14 protein-coding genes and 1 pseudogene are annotated in these 17,542 nt (G+C 71.3%); 3 read left to right on the top strand and 12 right to left on the bottom strand.

The features are described 5' to 3' along the window. Nucleotides 1-132 precede the first annotated feature (132 nt). Nucleotides 133-1,818: a PucR family transcriptional regulator gene (locus tag ACFW48_RS24910; RefSeq protein WP_386317982.1), complete on the bottom strand. Its 1,686-nt coding sequence runs from the start codon at nt 1,816-1,818 to the stop codon at nt 133-135. 139 nt (nt 1,819-1,957) lie between these two features. After that, nucleotides 1,958-4,090, bottom strand: coding sequence for an ATP-binding protein (locus ACFW48_RS24905; RefSeq protein ID WP_386317980.1), 2,133 nt, complete (start codon nt 4,088-4,090; stop codon nt 1,958-1,960). 266 nt (nt 4,091-4,356) lie between these two features. Between ACFW48_RS24905 and gabT the strand changes: the two genes are divergently transcribed. Together gabT and ACFW48_RS24895 are read left to right on the top strand one after the other, a co-directional pair. Then, nucleotides 4,357-5,691 carry a 4-aminobutyrate--2-oxoglutarate transaminase gene (gabT, locus tag ACFW48_RS24900; protein ID WP_386317978.1) on the top strand — a complete coding sequence of 445 codons (1,335 nt, stop codon included), beginning with the start codon at nt 4,357-4,359 and terminating at the stop codon, nt 5,689-5,691. A gap of 478 nt (nt 5,692-6,169) precedes the next feature. Further along, nucleotides 6,170-6,862 (top strand): phosphatase PAP2 family protein, encoded by a 693-nt coding sequence (locus ACFW48_RS24895; RefSeq protein WP_386317976.1) that lies wholly within the window; start codon nt 6,170-6,172, stop codon nt 6,860-6,862. On the opposite strand, the pseudogene ACFW48_RS24890 reads toward ACFW48_RS24895, so the two are convergent. The 10 genes and pseudogenes from ACFW48_RS24890 to ACFW48_RS24845 form a co-directional block, all read right to left on the bottom strand. Continuing rightward, nucleotides 6,801-7,121: pseudogene (locus ACFW48_RS24890) on the bottom strand (chitinase); the annotation flags it as partial. The gene ACFW48_RS24895 and the pseudogene ACFW48_RS24890 sit on opposite strands and share 62 nt — an antisense overlap. Further along, on the bottom strand, nt 7,097-7,366 hold the full coding sequence (locus ACFW48_RS24885; RefSeq protein ID WP_386318031.1) for a zinc ribbon domain-containing protein: 270 nt from the start codon (nt 7,364-7,366) through the stop codon (nt 7,097-7,099). The gene ACFW48_RS24885 and the pseudogene ACFW48_RS24890, both read right to left, overlap by 25 nt. 46 nt (nt 7,367-7,412) lie before the next feature. Further along, nucleotides 7,413-8,414 (bottom strand): RNA-guided endonuclease InsQ/TnpB family protein, encoded by a 1,002-nt coding sequence (locus tag ACFW48_RS24880; RefSeq protein ID WP_386317974.1) that lies wholly within the window; start codon nt 8,412-8,414, stop codon nt 7,413-7,415. Between the two features lie 162 nt (nt 8,415-8,576). Beyond that, nucleotides 8,577-9,053, bottom strand: a complete 477-nt coding sequence (locus ACFW48_RS24875) for a hypothetical protein (RefSeq protein ID WP_386317972.1) — start codon at nt 9,051-9,053, stop codon at nt 8,577-8,579. A 132-nt stretch (nt 9,054-9,185) separates the two neighbouring features. Continuing rightward, complete coding sequence (locus ACFW48_RS24870) at nt 9,186-10,613, bottom strand: NAD(P)/FAD-dependent oxidoreductase (protein WP_386317970.1); 1,428 nt, start codon at nt 10,611-10,613, stop codon at nt 9,186-9,188. Between the two features lie 40 nt (nt 10,614-10,653). Beyond that, nucleotides 10,654-11,454: an ABC transporter permease gene (locus ACFW48_RS24865; RefSeq protein WP_386317968.1), complete on the bottom strand. Its 801-nt coding sequence runs from the start codon at nt 11,452-11,454 to the stop codon at nt 10,654-10,656. Beyond that, a complete protein-coding gene (locus ACFW48_RS24860) occupies nt 11,455-12,384 on the bottom strand; it encodes an ABC transporter permease (protein ID WP_375920823.1) in 930 nt (309 codons plus the stop codon). Then, on the bottom strand, nt 12,384-13,544 hold the full coding sequence (locus ACFW48_RS24855) for an ABC transporter ATP-binding protein (RefSeq protein ID WP_386317966.1): 1,161 nt from the start codon (nt 13,542-13,544) through the stop codon (nt 12,384-12,386). The genes ACFW48_RS24860 and ACFW48_RS24855 overlap by 1 nt, the downstream gene beginning before the upstream one ends. A 5-nt stretch (nt 13,545-13,549) precedes the next feature. Continuing rightward, nucleotides 13,550-14,797, bottom strand: coding sequence for a spermidine/putrescine ABC transporter substrate-binding protein (locus ACFW48_RS24850; protein ID WP_386317964.1), 1,248 nt, complete (start codon nt 14,795-14,797; stop codon nt 13,550-13,552). Nucleotides 14,798-14,852: 55 nt separating this feature from the next. Next, a complete protein-coding gene (locus tag ACFW48_RS24845; RefSeq protein ID WP_386317962.1) occupies nt 14,853-16,388 on the bottom strand; it encodes a gamma-aminobutyraldehyde dehydrogenase in 1,536 nt (511 codons plus the stop codon). 202 nt (nt 16,389-16,590) lie between these two features. Between ACFW48_RS24845 and ACFW48_RS24840 the strand changes: the two genes are divergently transcribed. Then, nucleotides 16,591-17,187, top strand: a complete 597-nt coding sequence (locus ACFW48_RS24840; RefSeq protein ID WP_386317961.1) for an NADAR family protein — start codon at nt 16,591-16,593, stop codon at nt 17,185-17,187. Nucleotides 17,188-17,542 lie beyond the last annotated feature (355 nt).

Here is a 17,542-nt window from a genome sequence, read left to right as displayed (position 1 = left end):
CCCCCGCCGCCCCGTCCCGTCCCTGGGGGCTGCGCCCCCAGACCCCGCTATCGGCCTGGACGGCCTCGTCCTCGAACGCCGGACGGGCTGGTCGGTGGACGCCGTCCGGCCGGTCGGTGGACGTCGGACCGGCTATTCGGTCGACGTCGCCTTCAGGGCCAGCCACAGCTCCATCCGCACGTCCGGATCGTCCAGGGAGCGGCCCAGGATCTCCTCCACCCGCCGCATCCGGTAGCGCAGCGTGTGCCGGTGGACGCCGAGTTCGGCCGCCGCAGCGTCCCACTGGCCGTGGCGGGAGAGCCAGGCGCGCAGGGAGGCCACCAGGTCGCCCCGGCCGGTGGCGTCGTGATCGCGCAGCGCCCGCAGCAGGCCGTCGGCGAAGGCGCGTACCGCGTCGTCGGCGAGGAGGGGAAGGACCGACCCGGCCGCCAGGTGCTCGTGCTCCACACAGACGCGTCCGCGCCGGCGGGCCACCGACAGGGCCTGCTCGGCCTGCTTGTAGGCGGCGGACGCGGCGATGGGCCCTGATGGCGCCGACAGGCCGATGACCAGGCCCTCCTCGTCGCCGCCCGCCGTCGGCTCCGGTGCCGGGCGGCCGGACTCCAGCGCCGAGGCGTACTCGACGCAGGCGGCGACCGCCGCGCCCCCGTCCGTGGCCAGCACCACCAGCCGCTCGCCCTCGGGGACGACCAGGACCGCCTCACCGGACCGGGCCGCCGCGGACTCGACGACCTCGGCGAGCGCGCCGAGCGGGTCGCCGTCGGTGTCGGCGGCGGCCAGCGCGGCGGCGGAGGGCCTGGTCTTGGCGGCGGGCACGCGCGCGTGCGGCCCGTTGTGCGCCCGCGCGGCGGACGCCGACGCCGACTCGGCGACGATCATCCGGAAGGGCGCGTCCAGCAGGTCGCCGTACAGGCCCCCGGCGACCGTGCGCGCGTGGTCCGGTTCGCCGGCCAGCAGCATGCGCAGTACGGCGGCGTCGATGCGCAGTCCGGCCTCGTGCAGGGAGCGCGAGCGTTCCGTGGTGAGCGTCAGCAGGGCGATGGCGGAGTGGACGGCGTACCGCTCGGCGGTGCCGAGGGCGGCGGCGGTGCCCACGGCGAGCGCGGAGCGGGGCCTGCGGGAGGTGCCGAGGGAGTGGAGTTCGACGCGGTCGGCGTTCTCGGGGTGTTCCGGGTGCTCGGCTCCGCCGACGACGGAGGAGGCCGGGGCGGGGCGCTCCCGCAGCCGCTCCACGTCCGCCGTGAGCCGCGCGGCCCTGCGGCCCGCCCACTCCGGCGCGGCGGCGACGACCGCGCCGGAGGCGTCGTACAGCGCCGCCCAGCCGTCCACCTGCGCGGCGAGCGCGGCCAGCAGCCCCTCGGGGCCGTCGGTGAGCGCCTTCTTGGTCAGCTCGCGCTGGGCGGCGAAGCCCGCGGTGACCGCTCGGTACTGGTCGGCGGCGATCGCGGCGGACACGGCCTTGCTGATGGCCAGGAAGGGGGTGCGGCGGGGCACCTCCAGCAGCGGCAGCCCTTCCTTGCGGGCCGCTTCGACCAGTGCCTCGGGGATCTCGTCGTAGTTGACCCCGACGGCGAATCCGAGCCCCACCACTCCGGCGCCGGCCAGCCGCTTCACGTACCGGTGCATCACCTCGGGGTCCCCGGCGTCCAGCTTGAGCGCGGTGATCAGCAGCAGCTCCCCGCCCTCCATGTAGGGCACGGGGTCGGCGAGCTCGCTGACGTGCGCCCAGCGCACCGGCACGTCGAGGCGGTCCTCGCCCGCGCGCACGGTCAGTTTGAGCGCGGAGTGGTGGACGAGGGAGGCGAGCGTGGGGGGCATGGGGGCTTGGGCCTTCGGTATGCGTGGGTGGGGTGGTGGGCGTACGGTGAGGCACCTGTGATCTTTTGGCCGCCGCGTATGAACGACCTGTGTCGATTCTGCCTCACTGTACGGTCCCCGGGCGCCCGCCCCGGACAGGTCACCCGCGCAGGTCCACCAGGAGCGGGGGCGCGTGCTCGCCCTTGACCGTGGTCAGCGACAGCACCGCGTGCCCCGCGGGCACGGCGTGCGCCAGCTCGGAAGCCGACCAGCGCTCGCGCTCGACCTGCCGCACGGTCACCGCCCGCGCGGTGGGCGCCTTCCCGGTGATCACCCGGCGCACCATGTGGACGGCCTTGCCCGCGGGGGTCTCGGCGATGATCTGCCGGTCGGTGACGTCCCGGGCCTCGGTCCACTCCTTGCCCCACACCTCGGCGAAGTCCTGCCCGTCCCAGGGGGTGAGCCCGGACAGCGCCATCCGGCAGCCGATGGACCCGAGCAGCGGCCCGCGCAACGGGCGCGGTACGTCGTCCAGGGTGCGCAGGGTCAGTACGACCCCGGCGCCCGCGGAGCGCAGGCGCTGCACGCCCCGTACCGCCTCGGGCGTGACCACGCCGCTCGCGTCGTCCAGCACCAGGCAGGCGAACAGCGACCGGTCCTCCCGCACCGACACGCTCGCCGTGAACTGGGCGAGGATCAGCCGGGCCAGCATCCGCGAGGCGTCGGCGTGGCCGCGCTGGGGCAGGTTGATGCGGACCCGCACCGGATGGTCGAGGGCCTTGAGCGAGAACGGCCGGGACTGCCCCGAGGTGTCGAAGAAGGAGGCGAAGGCGGGCCGGTCCAGCAGCGCCACCCGGTCGGCCAGCACGCCGCCCACGTCCCCGGGGCGGCCCATCTGCCGCTCGCGCGCGTCCAGCTCGCGCAGCAGCGAGTCCCGCCCGGCCGCCCGCAGTCCCTCGCGCAGTTCGGCCAGCGGTCCGGGCGTTCCGTCGAGCAGTTGCCGCAGCTCCGGTACGCCCGGGAAGCGTCCGTGCACCGCGCGGAAGGGGCCGAGGAGCTGGGCGAGGACGGTGGTGGAGCGGCGGGTGTCGCTGCCCGGGTGGGGTTCGGCGAGGTCTCCGGCCAGGGCCTCGGCGAGCACGACCGCGGCCTCGTCCGGGTCGGTCGTACCGCCGTACAGGTCGAGGTCGTACACGGAGTCCGGGTTTCCGATCCGTACGACGACGTCGTAGGCGTCGGCCGGGCCCAGGTCCGCGCCCGCGGCGCCGACCACGACGACCGCGGCCCGCCCGGCGAGCGCGTGCAGGCACAGCGACTCGGTGAGCGGCCGTACGACGCTGCCGGTCTTGCCGGAGCCCGCCGGGCCGACGGCGAGCAGGGAGGTGCCGAGCAGGTCGGGACCGAGGGCGAGGCCGGTGCCGCGGTAGGCGTAGGGGTTGCGGGCGTCGTCGGCGGCCGTGCCGATCCGCACCTGTCCGGTGACGAGGTCGTGCCTGGCCTGCCGGGCGGGCAGGTCGCGGGCGCCGGAGGGGTGCGGACAGGCGCCGGCGCCGTGGCTGAGGACCGCGCCGGTGAAGGTGGCGAGGCTGTGCCGGCCCCGCTGCACGCCCTGCCAGGCGCGGGTGATGCGGGCGTGGTCGACGTCCCGCATGAGCCCCTGGCGCGCCTCGGCGGCGAGCCGTTCGGCGGCGTCGTGGGCACCGGCGGCGCGCAGCTCGGGCCAGGCGGCGGGGTCCTCCTCGGGAGCGGGCGGAGGGCCGCTGCCCGGGGCGGCGCGGCGCCAGGCGGGTGGCCCGTAGCGCCGCCAGATCTCGCTCCAGCGGCCGAGCCTGCCGACACCGACCATGATCATGCCGGCGATCAGGACGTAGTAGGCGTAGACGACCACGACCGAGCCGAAGCTGTGCGGCTCGGCCCAGGAGTCCGGGACCATCGCGTACAGGGGCAGCAGCCACCAGCCGCCCAGGTACCCGTTCCACAGCAGCGACCAGATCAGCCAGCCGACGAGGAACGCGATCACCGCCCCGCTCAGCAGCTGCCGCCCCGGCACCCGCTCGGGCTCCTCCTCCGGCCGCGGCCGGTGCCCGAACCGCCACACGCCGGGCAATGCCTCCGGGCGTGGGGTGCGCAGCCAGGACAGGAACGCGGAGCCGTCGGGCAGCGGCGGCACGCCCGGCGTCCCCGGCGCCCGCACCGGTCGCGGCGGCACCGACGGCACCTCGGGAGGCCCCGCCGGACGCGGCACAGGATTCGCATGCGTACCCCGCGCGTCCCGGTTCCCGTCGCTGTCCATCGCCCTTGCCCCCTGACCAGCCGCTCCGTCCACCATCAGCGAGCCAATCTAACGCCCTCCCAAGGGGAGTTCACCGCTTACGCGGCCGGGCCCGCGTCGATGTGTCCCTGTGTCGCCACGTCCACCACATGTCCATCGCGGACAACCGACACCACCGACAACGCCCACATGGAGCATGCCAGCCCCCCTCTCCCGGTCCTAGCCTGCGAGAAAAGAAGACAAGCGTCCGTAAGATCCCGCAGATCGCGCAAGACCCAGGAGCCCCCATGACCGCACTTCCGCAGGAGCGCCGCGTCGTCACCGCCATCCCCGGCCCGAAGTCGCAGGAGCTGCAGGCCCGCCGCACGGCCGTGGTCGCACAGGGTGTGGGCTCCGTCCTGCCCGTCTTCACCGCGCGCGCGGGCGGCGGCATCATCGAGGACGTCGACGGCAACCGCCTGATCGACTTCGGTTCCGGCATCGCGGTGACCTCCGTCGGCGCCTCCGCCGAGGCCGTCGTGCGCAAGGCCTCCGCGCAGCTCGCCGACTTCACCCACACCTGTTTCATGGTGACGCCGTACGAGGGCTACGTCGCGGTCGCCGAGGCGCTGGCCGAGCTGACACCGGGCGACCACGCCAAGAAGTCGGCCCTGTTCAACAGCGGCGCCGAGGCGGTCGAGAACGCCGTCAAGATCGCCCGTGCGTACACCAAGCGGCAGGCGGTCGTCGTCTTCGACCACGGCTACCACGGCCGGACCAACCTGACGATGGCGCTGACCGCGAAGAACATGCCGTACAAGCACGGCTTCGGCCCGTTCGCGCCCGAGGTGTACCGCGTCCCGGTCGCCTACGGCTACCGCTGGCCCACCGGCCCGGAGAACGCCGGTCCGGAGGCCGCCGCCCAGGCCATCGACCAGATCACCAAGCAGGTCGGCGCGGAGAACGTGGCCGCGATCATCATCGAGCCGGTGCTCGGCGAGGGCGGCTTCATCGAGCCGGCCAAGGGCTTCCTGCCCGCCATCAGCCAGTTCGCCCGGGACAACGGCATCGTCTTCGTCGCCGACGAGATCCAGTCCGGCTTCTGCCGCACCGGCCAGTGGTTCGCCTGCGAGGACGAGGGCATCGTCCCGGACCTGATCACCACGGCGAAGGGCATCGCGGGCGGTCTGCCGCTCGCCGCCGTCACGGGCCGCGCCGAGATCATGGACGCCGCGCACTCCGGCGGCCTCGGCGGCACCTACGGCGGCAACCCGGTGGCCTGCGCGGGCGCGCTCGGCGCCATCGAGACGATGAGGGAACTGGACCTCAACGCCAAGGCCAAGAACATCGAGGCGGTCATGAAGTCCCGCCTCACCGCCATGGCCGAGAAGTTCGACATCATCGGCGACGTCCGGGGCCGCGGCGCGATGATCGCGGTCGAGCTGGTGAAGGACCGCGACACCAAGGAGCCGAACCCGGAGGCGACCGCCGCGCTCGCCAAGGCCTGCCACGCCGAGGGCCTGCTGGTCCTGACCTGTGGCACCTATGGCAACGTGCTGCGCTTCCTGCCGCCGCTGGTGATCGGCGAGGACCTGCTGAACGAGGGCCTCGACATCATCGAGCAGGGCTTCGCCCGCATCTGAACGAGCAGGTGAAGGGCCGCCCGAGGGAGCGCCTGAGCGGTCACCTGCGCGAGCGCCCGAACGCGCATCTGAGCCGCGTTTGGCACGCCTGGCGCGGCGAACCGCAGAGCGTGTGAAGAACGTGTGCGAGGTGGATGACAGGACGCCGATGCCCCTGTCCTGAGCCCACCCCCTGTCGTAGGTTCTACGCAGATGAGAGATACACCCGCCCACAGGGGACTGTGGGCGGAATCTCAGGCCGGGGCCTCCCCAGCTTCGACCTGGTAGTGCCTCGCGCACACAACCGGAACCCAAGGGTTCCGGGTCTCCTCACCGATCGGACGGTCGCCCGCCCCAAACCCCCCGGGGCGCGCGGCGTTCCGGTCAGGACGGCCGCCTCGGCACCCGGGACGGCGGTTCACCGAAGGGCCGGCACACTCCCCCCCTTGTGCCGGCCCTTCGGTGTTCGCGCGTCGACGGGCCTGGAAAGCTGGGCGTCATGCCCGCCTCGCCTTCTCGCGCGCTCCCCGTCCTCGTCGGGTTGCCCGTCCCGCTCCTCCTCTTCGCCCTGATCACCTGGCAGGTCCTCGCCGACGGCCCGCTGATCGGCGTGGACGAGCGGCTGAGCAGGGCGCTCGTCCACCCCGACCGGCTCTCCGAGCTGCTGGCCGACCTCGGCAACGTGCAGGTGGCCGTACCCGTCCTCGCCGTCGCGCTCGCGTACGTCGCGTGGCACGGCCGCGCCGGAGGTATGGACCGCTGGTGGCTGCCGCCCCTCGCCGGGGCCCTCGCGATGGTCCTGGTGCCGGCGCTGGTCGCCCCGCTGAAGGCGTGGACCGACCGCCCCGGCACCCCGGCGGTGCCTCCGGCCGTCGGCTACTACCCCTCCGGTCACACCGCCACCGCGGTCGTCGCGTACGGCGCGGCGACGCTGCTGCTCCTCGGACTGCTGCGCTCGCCGGCCGTCCGCCGTGCGCTCGTCGCGCTCTGCGCGGTCCTCGTCCTCGGTGCCTCCTACGGGCTGGTGCGCCGGGGTTACCACTGGCCGCTGGACGTGGTGGCCAGTTGGTGCCTGGGGGCGGCGCTGCTGGCCGGGGTGTCGCTGGTGATCCGCGGCAGCTCGCTGCCGGTCAGCCGAAGTAGGCGTCGAAGTTCTTCTGGAACTCCCAGTTCCCGTACCGGTCCCAGTTGATCGACCACGTCATCAGGCCGCGCAGGGCCGGCCAGGTGCCGTGGGTCGCGTAGGAGCCGCAGTCGGTCTTCTTGGTCAGGCAGTTCAGGACCTTGGTGACCTCGGCCGGGGAGACGTGGCCGTTGCCGGCGTTCGTGGAGGCCGGTATGCCGATCGCGACCTGGTCCGGGCGCAGCGGCGGGAAGACGTTGTTCGCGTCGCCCGCGACGGGGAAGCCGGTGAGCAGCATGTCGGTCATGGCGATTTGACATCCTCCACCTCTTGGAAGAGGGGGATTCCAGCCCAGGTGGGTTGAGGTTCACGGGCGCTCGAACGGCTGATGACCGCTGTCACCCCTCCGGCACCGGCTGCCCGCCGGGGGCGGGGAATCCCGCCCTGTCCTGCCGCGACATTGACTGCTGCGTTCTCATCGGCGTTGCAGGCGAACCCGCAGGACACGCAGACGAACTCGGCTTGGCTCTTGCGCGAGTTCTTCTCGATCCACCCGCAGGCGCTGCACCGCAGAGAGGTGTACGGGGCGGGTACATCCTCGACCCGGCCAGGTGCCTTTTCAGCGGTACGACGGCGTAACAGACCCCAGCCTTGGACGAGGATGACCCGGTTCGACCCGGCCCTTCTGCCGAACTTGCCTGCCGGGCCGCTCAGTCGTCCCCTTCGCGGAAGCGGTCATGTTCCTGACGTTCAGCTTCTCGAACCGCACCAAGCCGTAAGTGCGGGCAAGCATCGTCGAGGTCTTCTCACACCAGTCCTTGCGCCGGTCCGCCTCCCGGGCTTTCAGCTTTGCGACTTTCGCGTTCCCGGCTCGCCTGCGATCGCTGCCCTTGGGCGCGCGGGCCGCGCGCCGCTGGTGCTTGCGGACCTGCGCGCGCTCCCGAGTGCTCAGCTGCGGGCAGTTCAACTGCCGCCCGTCCGACAGGGCCGCGGTAATGGTCACGCCCCGGTCGATGCCGACGACCGTGTCCGCGTCGGGCGCCGTGAGCGGCTCCGGGATCACGGCAAAGGCGATGTGCCACTGATCATTGCGGAACGTGATCCGGAAGGTCTTCGCCGAGGGCAACTTGCGCCGGGTAAGACGAAAACGAACCCAGCCGCAGCCTGGCACCTTCACCTGCGCCCAGCGCCGATTCACCTTCTGCACCACCACCGACCGGGCCATGACCTGCCGGCCTGTCTTGGCGTTCACTTTCGGCGTACCGTCCGGCTCACGCTCAGGGACACGGTCAGTACCGATCACCCGGAAACCCTCATGCACGAGCTTCTTCCGCCAGCTCGGCGCACCGAACCCGGACGCGAACTTGGCGTTCTTGGCCCTGGCGAAATCCCGCAACGCCTGCTGCTGCACATCCGCGTTCCCCGCTCGAAGCCACGCATTGTCCCGGCGCGCCTCAGTGAGCTGGCGGCACTGCTCCGCGAAGCCCGGTGCGGACCTCCGTCCCGGCCACCAGTGCGCGTGCTGCTCGACAGCCAGGTTCCACACGTACCGGGCGTGCGCGCAGTGTCCGAGCATGACGCCCACCTGCTCGCTCGTCGGGTACATCCGGACACGCGACATACCGACGACCTTATGTTTTCTCTCCCGTTCCCCCAGTGAATACGATTGTCCTCACCCGAACGAGTGGCCGACTCCGCTGTCACCGAACCGGCAGTTCCTCCGACCGGCCTGGCCACATACCTCCCCAACCTCGACTGCCCCTCGCCTCTTGCAGAACTCGGCTCACCCTCCTTCCCCCTCCACCGCGAGATTCGCCGCCGCCTCGTGCATCGCCAGTTCGAGGAGCGACGGGTCGGTGAGAGTGCCGGTCCCGTCCGGCGGGATCAGCCAGCGGACTCCGCCGGACGACCGGCCTGCCGGGTACGCCAGACCTCCCGGGTACGGCACCACGATCCAGGTGCCGAGTCCGGCCGTCCGGACGCCGGTGCCCAGCCAGCGGGCCGCCGTGCCGGCCGGCACGAAGAAGCCCATGCGCGCGTCGCCGAAGTCGACGAGCACCGGGCCGGGTTGGTCCAGGACGCGGGAGAGCACGTCGAGGGTCGGATAGCCGAGCCTGCTCGGCAGGATGAGCACGTCCCAGACCTTGCCGGCGGGCAGCAGCGCGACCCCCAGGGGGTTGCGCTCCCACTCCCGCCGACAGGACTCGGGATCCGGTGCGACGGATGCCAGCCACGCGACCGCCGTCTTCGCACCAGGCATGTGAAGACCTCCCTCTCACTCGTGGACGCGGGGTGCGTCACGAAGGAGAGGGAGGTTTCCCGGCAGGCATTACGCGGGTTGCGGCGCCTCGTTGGGGTGAACCGGGTCACACGCCCGCGCACGGCGGGCGGCTCAGCTGTCGAAGCCGAGCCCCAGCTTGTCCATGGTCCGCAGCCACAGGTTGCGCCGGCCGCCGTGTGCGTCCGCGCGGGCCAGCGACCACTTGGTGAGCGCGATGCCGGTCCAGGCGAAGGGTTCGGGCGGGAACGGCAGCGGCTTCCTGCGGACCATCTCCAGTTCGGTGCGCTCGGTGCGCTCCCCCGACAGCAGGTCGAGCATTACCTCGGCGCCGAACCGGGTGGCACCCACGCCGAGGCCGGTGTACCCGGCCGCGTACGCCACCTTCCCCTGGTGCGCGGTGCCGAAGAACGCCGAGAAGCGGGAGCAGGTGTCGATCGCGCCGCCCCAGGCGTGCGTGAAGCGGACGCCCTCCAGCTGCGGGAAGCAGGTGAAGAAGTGCCCGGCGAGCTTGGCGTAGGTCTCCGGGCGGTCGTCGTACTCGGCGCGCACCCGGCCGCCGTACGGGTAGATCGCGTCGTAGCCGCCCCACAGGATCCGGTTGTCGGCGGAGAGGCGGAAGTAGTGGAACTGGTTGGCGCTGTCCCCGAGGCCCTGCCGGTTCTGCCAACCGATCGACACGAGCTGCGCGTCGGTGAGCGGCTCGGTCATCAGGGCGTAGTCGTAGACCGGGACGGTGTACGAGCGCACCCGCTTGACCAGGTTCGGGAAGATGTTGGTGCCGAGCGCGACGGTGCCGGCGCGGACCCCGCCGTACGGGGTGCGTACGGCCATGCCGACGCCGTAGGGCTTCAGGGTGAGCGCCGGGGTGTTCTCGTAGACGCGGACGCCGAGGTCGAGGCAGGCGCGCTTGAGGCCCCAGGCGAGCTTGGCGGGGTTGACCATGGCCACGCCCCGGCGGTCGTACAGGCCCGCGCGGAAGGTCGGGGAGTCGACCTGTTCCCGTACGGCCTCGGCGTCCAGGTACTCGACTCCGTCGGCGAGGCCCTTGGCGCGGATCTCCTCGTACCAGTCCTTGAGCTCCCTGGCCTGGTACTCCTCGGTCGCGACGTCGATCTCGCCGGTGCGTTCGAAGTCGCAGTCGAGACCGTGGCGGGCGACCGCCGCCTCGATCGCGTCGAGGTTGCGGGCGCCCAGTTCCTCCAGCCGGTGGATCTCGTCCGGCCAGCGGGTGAGGCCGTTGGACAGGCCGTGGGTGAGGGAGGCGGCGCAGAACCCGCCGTTGCGGCCGGAGGCGGCCCAGCCCACCTCGCGGCCCTCCAGCAGCACCACGTCCCGCCCCGGGTCGCGCTCCTTGGCGATCAGCGCGGTCCACAGTCCGCTGTAGCCGCCGCCGACGACCAGCAGGTCGCAGGTCTCCGGGCCGGTCAGGGCGGGCTGGGGGCGGGGGCGGCCGGGGTCGTCCAGCCAGTACGCGACCGGCTGGGCGTCGGAGAGGGATTTCGTCCAGTCGTTGCTGCGGCTCATGGCGCTCGGGGCCATGATTTCAACTCCCTACTGATGCATTAATGCACTGGTGCGTTTACGCCTTGCGGCGATTTCGGCGGTTGCCGATGACCATGGAGGCCAGAACGAACAGTACGGCGATGACGAACATGGCCGTACCGACGACGTTGATCTGAACGGGCGTTCCGCGCTGGGCCGACCCCCAGACGAACATGGGGAAGGTGACGGTGGAACCCGCGTTGAAATTGGTGATGATGAAATCGTCGAAGGAGAGCGCGAAGGCGAGCAGCGCGCCGGCGGCGATTCCGGGGGCGGCGATGGGGAGCGTGACCCGGACGAAGGTCTGGAAGGGGCCGGCGTACAGGTCCTGCGCCGCCTGCTCCAGCCTCGGGTCCATCGACATCACGCGCGCCTTGACGGCCGTCACGACGAAGCTGAGGCAGAACATGATGTGGGCGATCAGGATGGTCCAGAATCCCAGCTGAGCGCCCATGTTGAGGAACAGGGTGAGCAGCGAGGCGGCCATCACGACCTCGGGCATCGCCATCGGCAGGAAGATCAGCGAGTTGATCGCACCGCGTGCCCGGAAGCGGTAGCGGACCAGCGCGAAGGCGATCGCCGCGCCCAGGGCGGTGGCGCCGAGCGTCGCCCAGAAGGCGATCTGGAGGCTCAGCGACAGGGAGCCGCACAGTCCGGCGACGCCGCACGGGTCCTTCCAGGCGTCCGTGGAGAACTGCTGCCATTCATAGTTGAAGCGCCCGTTCGGTTTGTTGAACGAGAACACCGTGACGATGACGTTGGGCAGCAGGAGATAAGCGAGCGTGAGCAGTCCGGCGATCACGACCAGATTGCGCTTGAACCAGTTGACGAGGGTCATTTAAACCAGATCCTCCGTCCCGGACTTGCGAATGTAGATGGTGACCATGGCGAGAATCGCGGCCATCAGAATGAAGGAGAGCGCCGCCGCCGTCGGATAGTCCAGCACCCGTAGGAACTGGGACTGGATCACGTTGCCGATCATTCCGGTGTCGGCCGAACCCAGCAGGGACGCGTTGACGTAGTCACCGGTCGCCGGGATGAAGGTGAGCAGCGTCCCGGAGACGACGCCCGGCATCGACAGCGGGAAGGTGACCTTCCGGAAGACCGTGGACGGCTTGGCGTACAGGTCCCTCGCCGCCTCGTGCAGCCGTCCGTCGATGCGTTCCAGCGACGTGTACAGCGGAAGGATCATGAAGGGCAGGAAGTTGTACGTCAGACCGCAGACCACCGCGAGCGGTGTGGCCAGCACGCGGTCGCCGGCCGTCCAGCCGAGCCAGCTGGTGACGTCCAGGACGTGCAGCGTGTTGAGGGCACCGACGACCGGTCCGCCGTCCGCGAGGATCGTCTTCCAGGCCAGGGTGCGGATCAGGAAGCTGGTGAAGAAGGGCGCGATCACCAGGATCATGATCAGGTTGCGCCAGCGGCCCGCGCGGAAGGCGATCAGGTAGGCGAGCGGATAGCCGAGCACCAGGCACAGCACGGTCGCGGAGGCGGCGTAGGCGACCGAGCGCAGGAACTGCGGCCAGTACTCGGACAGCGCGTCCCAGTAGGTGGCGAAGTGCCAGGTGACCTTGTAGCCCTCCTCCAGGGAGCCCGTCTGCACGGACGTGGAGGCCTGGTAGATCATCGGCGCCGCGAAGAAGACGACCAGCCACAGGATGCCGGGCAGCAGCAGCCAGTACGGCGTCCAGCGGCCCCGCTTGCGCGGGGGCTTCTTCTCGGGCGCGGTCGGGGACAGGGGCGGTGGCGCCTCGGTGAGGGTGGACATCAGGAGGCCTCGCCCTCGGCCACGCCCGCGTCGATGTCCTGGGCGGCGTCCAGGCCGAAGGTGTGCGCCGGGTTCCAGTGCAGGACGACGTCGGCGCCGGGGGCGAGGCGGGCGTCGCGGTCGATGTTCTGGGCGTACACCTCGAACTCGGGGCAGGCCGCGCAGTCCACGACGTACTGCGTGGAGACGCCGATGAAGCTGGTGCTGCTGATCTTGCCGGTGATGCGGTTGCGGCCCTCGGGGACGGAGCCGGCGTCGTCCGCGTGGGTGAGGCTGATCTTCTCCGGGCGTACGCCGACCAGGACCTTGCCGCCCGCCTTGGCCGGCGCGGAACAGCGGGCGCCGGGCAGGACCAGCTTGTCGCCGGCCGCCTTCACGACGACGTCGTCGCCGCTGCGGGTGTCGACCTCGGCCTCGATCAGGTTGGAGGTGCCCAGGAAGTTGGCGACGAAGGTGGTCCGCGGGTTCTCGTACAGGTCGGCGGGGGCCCCCAGCTGCTCGACGCGGCCGGCGTTCATCACGGCGACCTGGTCGGCCATGGTCATGGCCTCCTCCTGGTCGTGCGTGACGTGTACGAAGGTGATGCCGACCTCGGTCTGGATGCGCTTGAGCTCCAGCTGCATCTGGCGGCGCAGCTTGAGGTCGAGGGCGCCGAGCGGTTCGTCGAGGAGCAGCACCTTGGGGTGGTTGATCAGGGCGCGGGCGACCGCGACGCGCTGCTGCTGGCCGCCGGAGAGCTGGTGCGGCTTCTTGCGTGCCTGCTCGCCGAGCTGGACCAGGTCGAGCATCTCCCCGACCTGCTTCTTCACGCTCTTGATGCCGCGCCGGCGCAGGCCGAAGGCGACGTTCTCGAAGATGTCGAGGTGCGGGAAGAGGGCGTAGGACTGGAAGACCGTGTTCACCGGCCGTTTGTACGGCGGGAGCGCGGTCACGTCCTGGTCGCCGAGGTGGACGGTGCCCCCGCTGGGCTCCTCCAGTCCGGCGATCATGCGCAGGGTGGTGGTCTTGCCGCAGCCGGAGGCGCCGAGCAGGGCGAAGAAGGAGCCCTGGGGCACGGTCAGGTCGAGCGGGTGCACGGCGGTGAAGGAGCCGTAGGTCTTGCTGATGCCGGAGAGGCGGACGTCCCCGCCGTGCTCCGTCGAGTCTGTGGTGGTCTTCATCGTCGTCACGCCCCAGTGAGCTTCGCGAACTTCTCTTCGTAGGCCGTCTCTTCCTTCGGGCTCAGTGAGCGGAAGGCACGGGACTGGGCCTGCATGGCCTTGTCGGGAATGATCAGCGGGTTGTCCGCCGCGTCCGGGTCGATCTTCGCGAGCTCCGCCTTCACGCCCTCGACGGGACAGACGTAGTTGATGTAGGCGGCGAGCTGCGCGGCCGGGCCCGGCTCGTAGTAGTAGTCGATGAGCCGTTCGGCGTTCGTCTTGTGCCGCGCCTTGTTGGGGATCAGCATGTTGTCGCTCGACGTGATGTATCCGCTGTCCGGGATGACGAAGTCGACGTCCGGGTTGTCCGCCTTGAGCTGGACGACGTCCCCGGCCCAGGCCAGACAGGCCGCGAAGTCGCCCTTGGTGATGTCGGCGGTGTAGTCGTTGCCGGTGAAGCGGCGTATCTGGCCGCGGTCGACGCCCTTCTGGAGGCGGGCGATCGCCGCGTCGTAGTCGTCGTCGGAGAACCGGCCCGGGTCCTTGCCCATGTCGAGCAGCATCATGCCGACGGTGTCGCGCATCTCGGTGAGGAAGCCGACGCGTCCCTTGAGCTTCGGGTTGTCGAGCAGGTCGGAGACCGTCTTGACCTCGATGCCGTCCAGCGCCTTCTTGTTGTAGGCGATGACGGTCGAGATGCCCTGCCAGGGGTAGGAATAGGCGCGGCCCGGGTCCCAGTCGACGTCGCGGAACTGGGGCGACAGGTTGGCGAAGGCGTGCGGCAGGTTGGCCGGGTCCAGTTTCTGGACCCAGCCGAGGCGGATCAGCCGGGCGGCCAGCCAGTCGGTGAGCACGATGATGTCGCGGCCGGTTTCCTGGCCCGCGGCGAGCTGCGGCTGGATCTTGCCGAAGAACTCGCTGTTGTCGTTGATGTCCTCGGTGTACTTGACCTTGACGCCGGTCCGCTTGGTGAACGCGACCAGTGTCGGGTGCCGGTTGCCGCTGTCGTCGACGTCCATGTACTCGGTCCAGTTGGAGAAGGAGACCTCCTTCTCCTCCTTCGACCGGTCCTCGGAGGAGACGCCGCCCTCGGTCTTGCCGGCCGCCGGGATGCCGCAGGCGCTCAGCGTCCCGAGGCCGCCGACCGCGAGCGCGCCGCCCGTGGCGGCGCGCAGCAGTGAGCGGCGGGTGAGGGCGGCCCTGCCGCTGGTGAGACTGCGCCGCATGGCGGCTACTTGGGCCGGGGACAGGCGGTCGGGCTCGTACTGCCTCATGCGCGTGGTTGCCCTTTCGGGTGGGTCGGCCGTGGTCGGCGGCCTCTCGTTGTGGCTATCGGTCCCCGAAGACGGTGCGGTGCCAGTCCTTGGCCGCCACCGCGGTGTTGTCGAACATGACGTGCTTGACCTGCGTGTACTCCTCGAAGGAGTAGGCGGACATGTCCTTGCCGAAGCCGGACGCCTTGTACCCGCCGTGCGGCATCTCGCTGAGGATGGGGATGTGGTCGTTGATCCACACGCAGCCCGCCTTGATCTCGCGGGTGGCGCGGTTCGCCCGGTACACGTCCCGGCTCCACGCGGAGGCGGCGAGCCCGTACGGCGTGTCGTTGGCCAGCCGGATGCCCTCGTCGTCGGTGTCGAAGGGCAGGACGACCAGGACCGGCCCGAAGATCTCGGACTGGACGACCTCGCTGTCCTGCGCGGCGTCGGCGATGAGGGTGGGCCGGTAGTAGGCGCCGTCCTCGAGGTCGCCCTGCGGTGCCTCGCCGCCGGTCACCACGCGCGCGTAGGAGCGCGCCCGGTCGACGAAGCCGGCGACGCGGTCCCGCTGGACGTGGCTGACCAACGGTCCGAGGTCGGTTCCCGCGGTGAAGGGGTCGCCGACCCGGACGGTGTCCATGAGGGCGGCGGTCTTCTCGACGAACGCCTCGTAGAGGGGACGCTGGACGTACGCGCGCGTGGCGGCCGTGCAGTCCTGGCCGGTGTTGATGAGCGCGCCCGCGACCGCGCCGTTGACGGCGGCGTCGAGGTCGGCGTCGTCGAACACGAGGAAGGGCGCCTTGCCGCCCAGCTCCAGGTGGAGGCGCTTGACGGTGGCCGTGGCGACCTCGGCGACGCGCTTGCCGACGGCGGTGGAGCCGGTGAAGGAGGTCATGGCGACGTCGGGGTGGCCGACGAGGTGCTCGCCGGCCTCCCGCCCGGTGCCGGTGACGATGTTGATCACACCGTCCGGGATGCCCGCCTCGGTCGCGGCCTGGGCGAACATCAGGGAGGTCAGCGGGGAGATCTCGGCGGGCTTCAGCACGATGGTGTTGCCCGCGGCGATCGCCGGGAGGATCTTCCAGGCGGCCATCTGGAGGGGGTAGTTCCAGGGCGCGATGGACCCGACGACGCCGATCGGCTCGCGGCGTATGTACGAGGTGTGGTCGCCGGAGTACTCCCCCGCCGACTGGCCCTGCAGATGCCGGGCGGCACCGGCGAAGAAGGCCGCGTTGTCGACCGTGCCCGGCACGTCGAACTCACGGGTCAGCTTCAGCGGCTTCCCGCACTGCAGGGACTCGGCGCGGGCGAAGTCCTCGGCGCGGTCGGCGAGCACGGCGGCGAACCGGTGCAGGGCGTCGGAGCGCTCGCCGGGGGTGGCGCCGGCCCAGCCGGGAAACGCTTCCCGGGCGGCGGCGACGGCCGCGTCGACGTCGTCGGCACCGGCGAGTTCGTAGGTGAGGACATCCTCGCCGGTCGCCGGGTCGACGACCGTGTGCGTGCGTCCGGAGGTGCCCTTCGTCAGACGGCCCGCGATGTATTGGGCCCCGTCCGCGAAGCGGCCCTGGGCCGGGAATCGGTCCGGGGTGGCGTTGCCCGGGTTGTGCATGTCGGCTCTCCTCGGTCTCCCCGTGAAGGGGGCCGGCGTGGCTCAGGCTCGATGTGAGTGCCGATCCTGACAGAGCACTAGGCCCCCAACAAGTGATTCCGTTGTTGCCATTTGGTTACGCGACGGAATCTGTCGACCAGGTGTCGAGTCGCCACGGAAAAGGCCGGACGTAGTGTCAGTGGCGCGTGCCAGACTCGCGTGCATGGAGAAGGACACGGGGGTGCGGGATTCCGGGGCGGTGGAGATCATCGGCAGCAGGGAGTCGCTGATCGGGCAGGTCCGGGCGGGCGCGCGGATCAAGTACCTCTGCTTCTGGGGGCACCGGCCGCTCCCCGACGGCCGGATCGGGCCGAGCTGTCTGAGCCAGTGGTGGCCGTCGCCGTTCACCGTGGCCGGGGTGGAGTACGCGACCGCGGAGCACTGGATGATGGCGGGCAAGGCCCGGCTCTTCGAGGACGCGGAGGCCGAGCGACGGGTGCTCGCGGCTGATCATCCCGCGGAGGCGAAGAAGGCGGGGCGGCTGGTGCGCGGCTTCGACGAGGCGGTATGGGAGCGCGAGCGGTTCCGGATCGTCGTCGAGGGCAGCGTCCACAAGTTCGCCTCGGACCCGGCGCTGCGCGCGTTCTTGCTGAACACGGGCGAGAGGGTGCTGGTGGAGGCGAGTCCCGTGGACCGGGTGTGGGGCATCGGCCTGACCGCGGACGACGAGGCGGCGACGGACCCGGAGCGGTGGCGGGGGCCGAACCTGCTGGGTTTCGCGCTGATGGCGGCACGGGAGCGACTGCGGACGGACGGCTGAGCCCGGGCCCGGGACTGGTGCGGGTCACGTCCGGACTGGCGCGGGGCACGTCAGGGCTGGCGCGGGGCACGTCAGGGCTGGCGCGGGGCACGTAGGGGCTGGCGCGGGGCACGTAGGGACCGTCGGCCGTGGGGATCGGTTGGCGCTGTGAGGGGCGGTGGCCGGGGGGCGGCAGGTCGGCTGGACCCGGGGGGAGCGGGCCGGAGGGCGGCGGGTCGGAGGGCGGCGGGTCGGCGAGATCCTGGGGCGGACGGCGGGCGGGCCGGAGGGTGGCAGGTCGACGAGACCCGGCAGCGGACGGCGGACCAGGCCGGAAGGCGGCAGGTCGACGAGACCCGGCAGCAGACGGCGGACC

It is taken from the genome of Streptomyces sp. NPDC058812 (genome assembly GCF_042744565.1).
In the GTDB taxonomy this organism is placed as follows: domain Bacteria; phylum Actinomycetota; class Actinomycetes; order Streptomycetales; family Streptomycetaceae; genus Streptomyces; species Streptomyces thinghirensis.
The sequence above is the reverse complement of the archived record's forward strand: the minus strand, read 5'-3'. Positions and strand labels throughout refer to the sequence as shown.

Excerpts from the sequence above, each read along its gene's own strand:
- ACFW48_RS24910 (WP_386317982.1), bottom strand. The coding sequence starts at position 1,818 with ATGCCCCCCACGCTCGCCTCCCTCGTCCACCACTCCGCGCTCAAACTG.
- ACFW48_RS24905 (WP_386317980.1), bottom strand. The coding sequence starts at position 4,090 with ATGGACAGCGACGGGAACCGGGACGCGCGGGGTACGCATGCGAATCCT.
- gabT (WP_386317978.1), top strand. The coding sequence starts at position 4,357 with ATGACCGCACTTCCGCAGGAGCGCCGCGTCGTCACCGCCATCCCCGGC.
- ACFW48_RS24895 (WP_386317976.1), top strand. The coding sequence starts at position 6,170 with ATGCCCGCCTCGCCTTCTCGCGCGCTCCCCGTCCTCGTCGGGTTGCCC.
- ACFW48_RS24880 (WP_386317974.1), bottom strand. The coding sequence starts at position 8,414 with ATGTCGCGTGTCCGGATGTACCCGACGAGCGAGCAGGTGGGCGTCATG.
- ACFW48_RS24875 (WP_386317972.1), bottom strand. The coding sequence starts at position 9,053 with ATGCCTGGTGCGAAGACGGCGGTCGCGTGGCTGGCATCCGTCGCACCG.
- ACFW48_RS24870 (WP_386317970.1), bottom strand. The coding sequence starts at position 10,613 with ATGGCCCCGAGCGCCATGAGCCGCAGCAACGACTGGACGAAATCCCTC.
- ACFW48_RS24865 (WP_386317968.1), bottom strand. The coding sequence starts at position 11,454 with ATGACCCTCGTCAACTGGTTCAAGCGCAATCTGGTCGTGATCGCCGGA.
- ACFW48_RS24860 (WP_375920823.1), bottom strand. The coding sequence starts at position 12,384 with ATGTCCACCCTCACCGAGGCGCCACCGCCCCTGTCCCCGACCGCGCCC.
- ACFW48_RS24855 (WP_386317966.1), bottom strand. The coding sequence starts at position 13,544 with ATGAAGACCACCACAGACTCGACGGAGCACGGCGGGGACGTCCGCCTC.
- ACFW48_RS24850 (WP_386317964.1), bottom strand. The coding sequence starts at position 14,797 with ATGAGGCAGTACGAGCCCGACCGCCTGTCCCCGGCCCAAGTAGCCGCC.
- ACFW48_RS24845 (WP_386317962.1), bottom strand. The coding sequence starts at position 16,388 with ATGCACAACCCGGGCAACGCCACCCCGGACCGATTCCCGGCCCAGGGC.
- ACFW48_RS24840 (WP_386317961.1), top strand. The coding sequence starts at position 16,591 with ATGGAGAAGGACACGGGGGTGCGGGATTCCGGGGCGGTGGAGATCATC.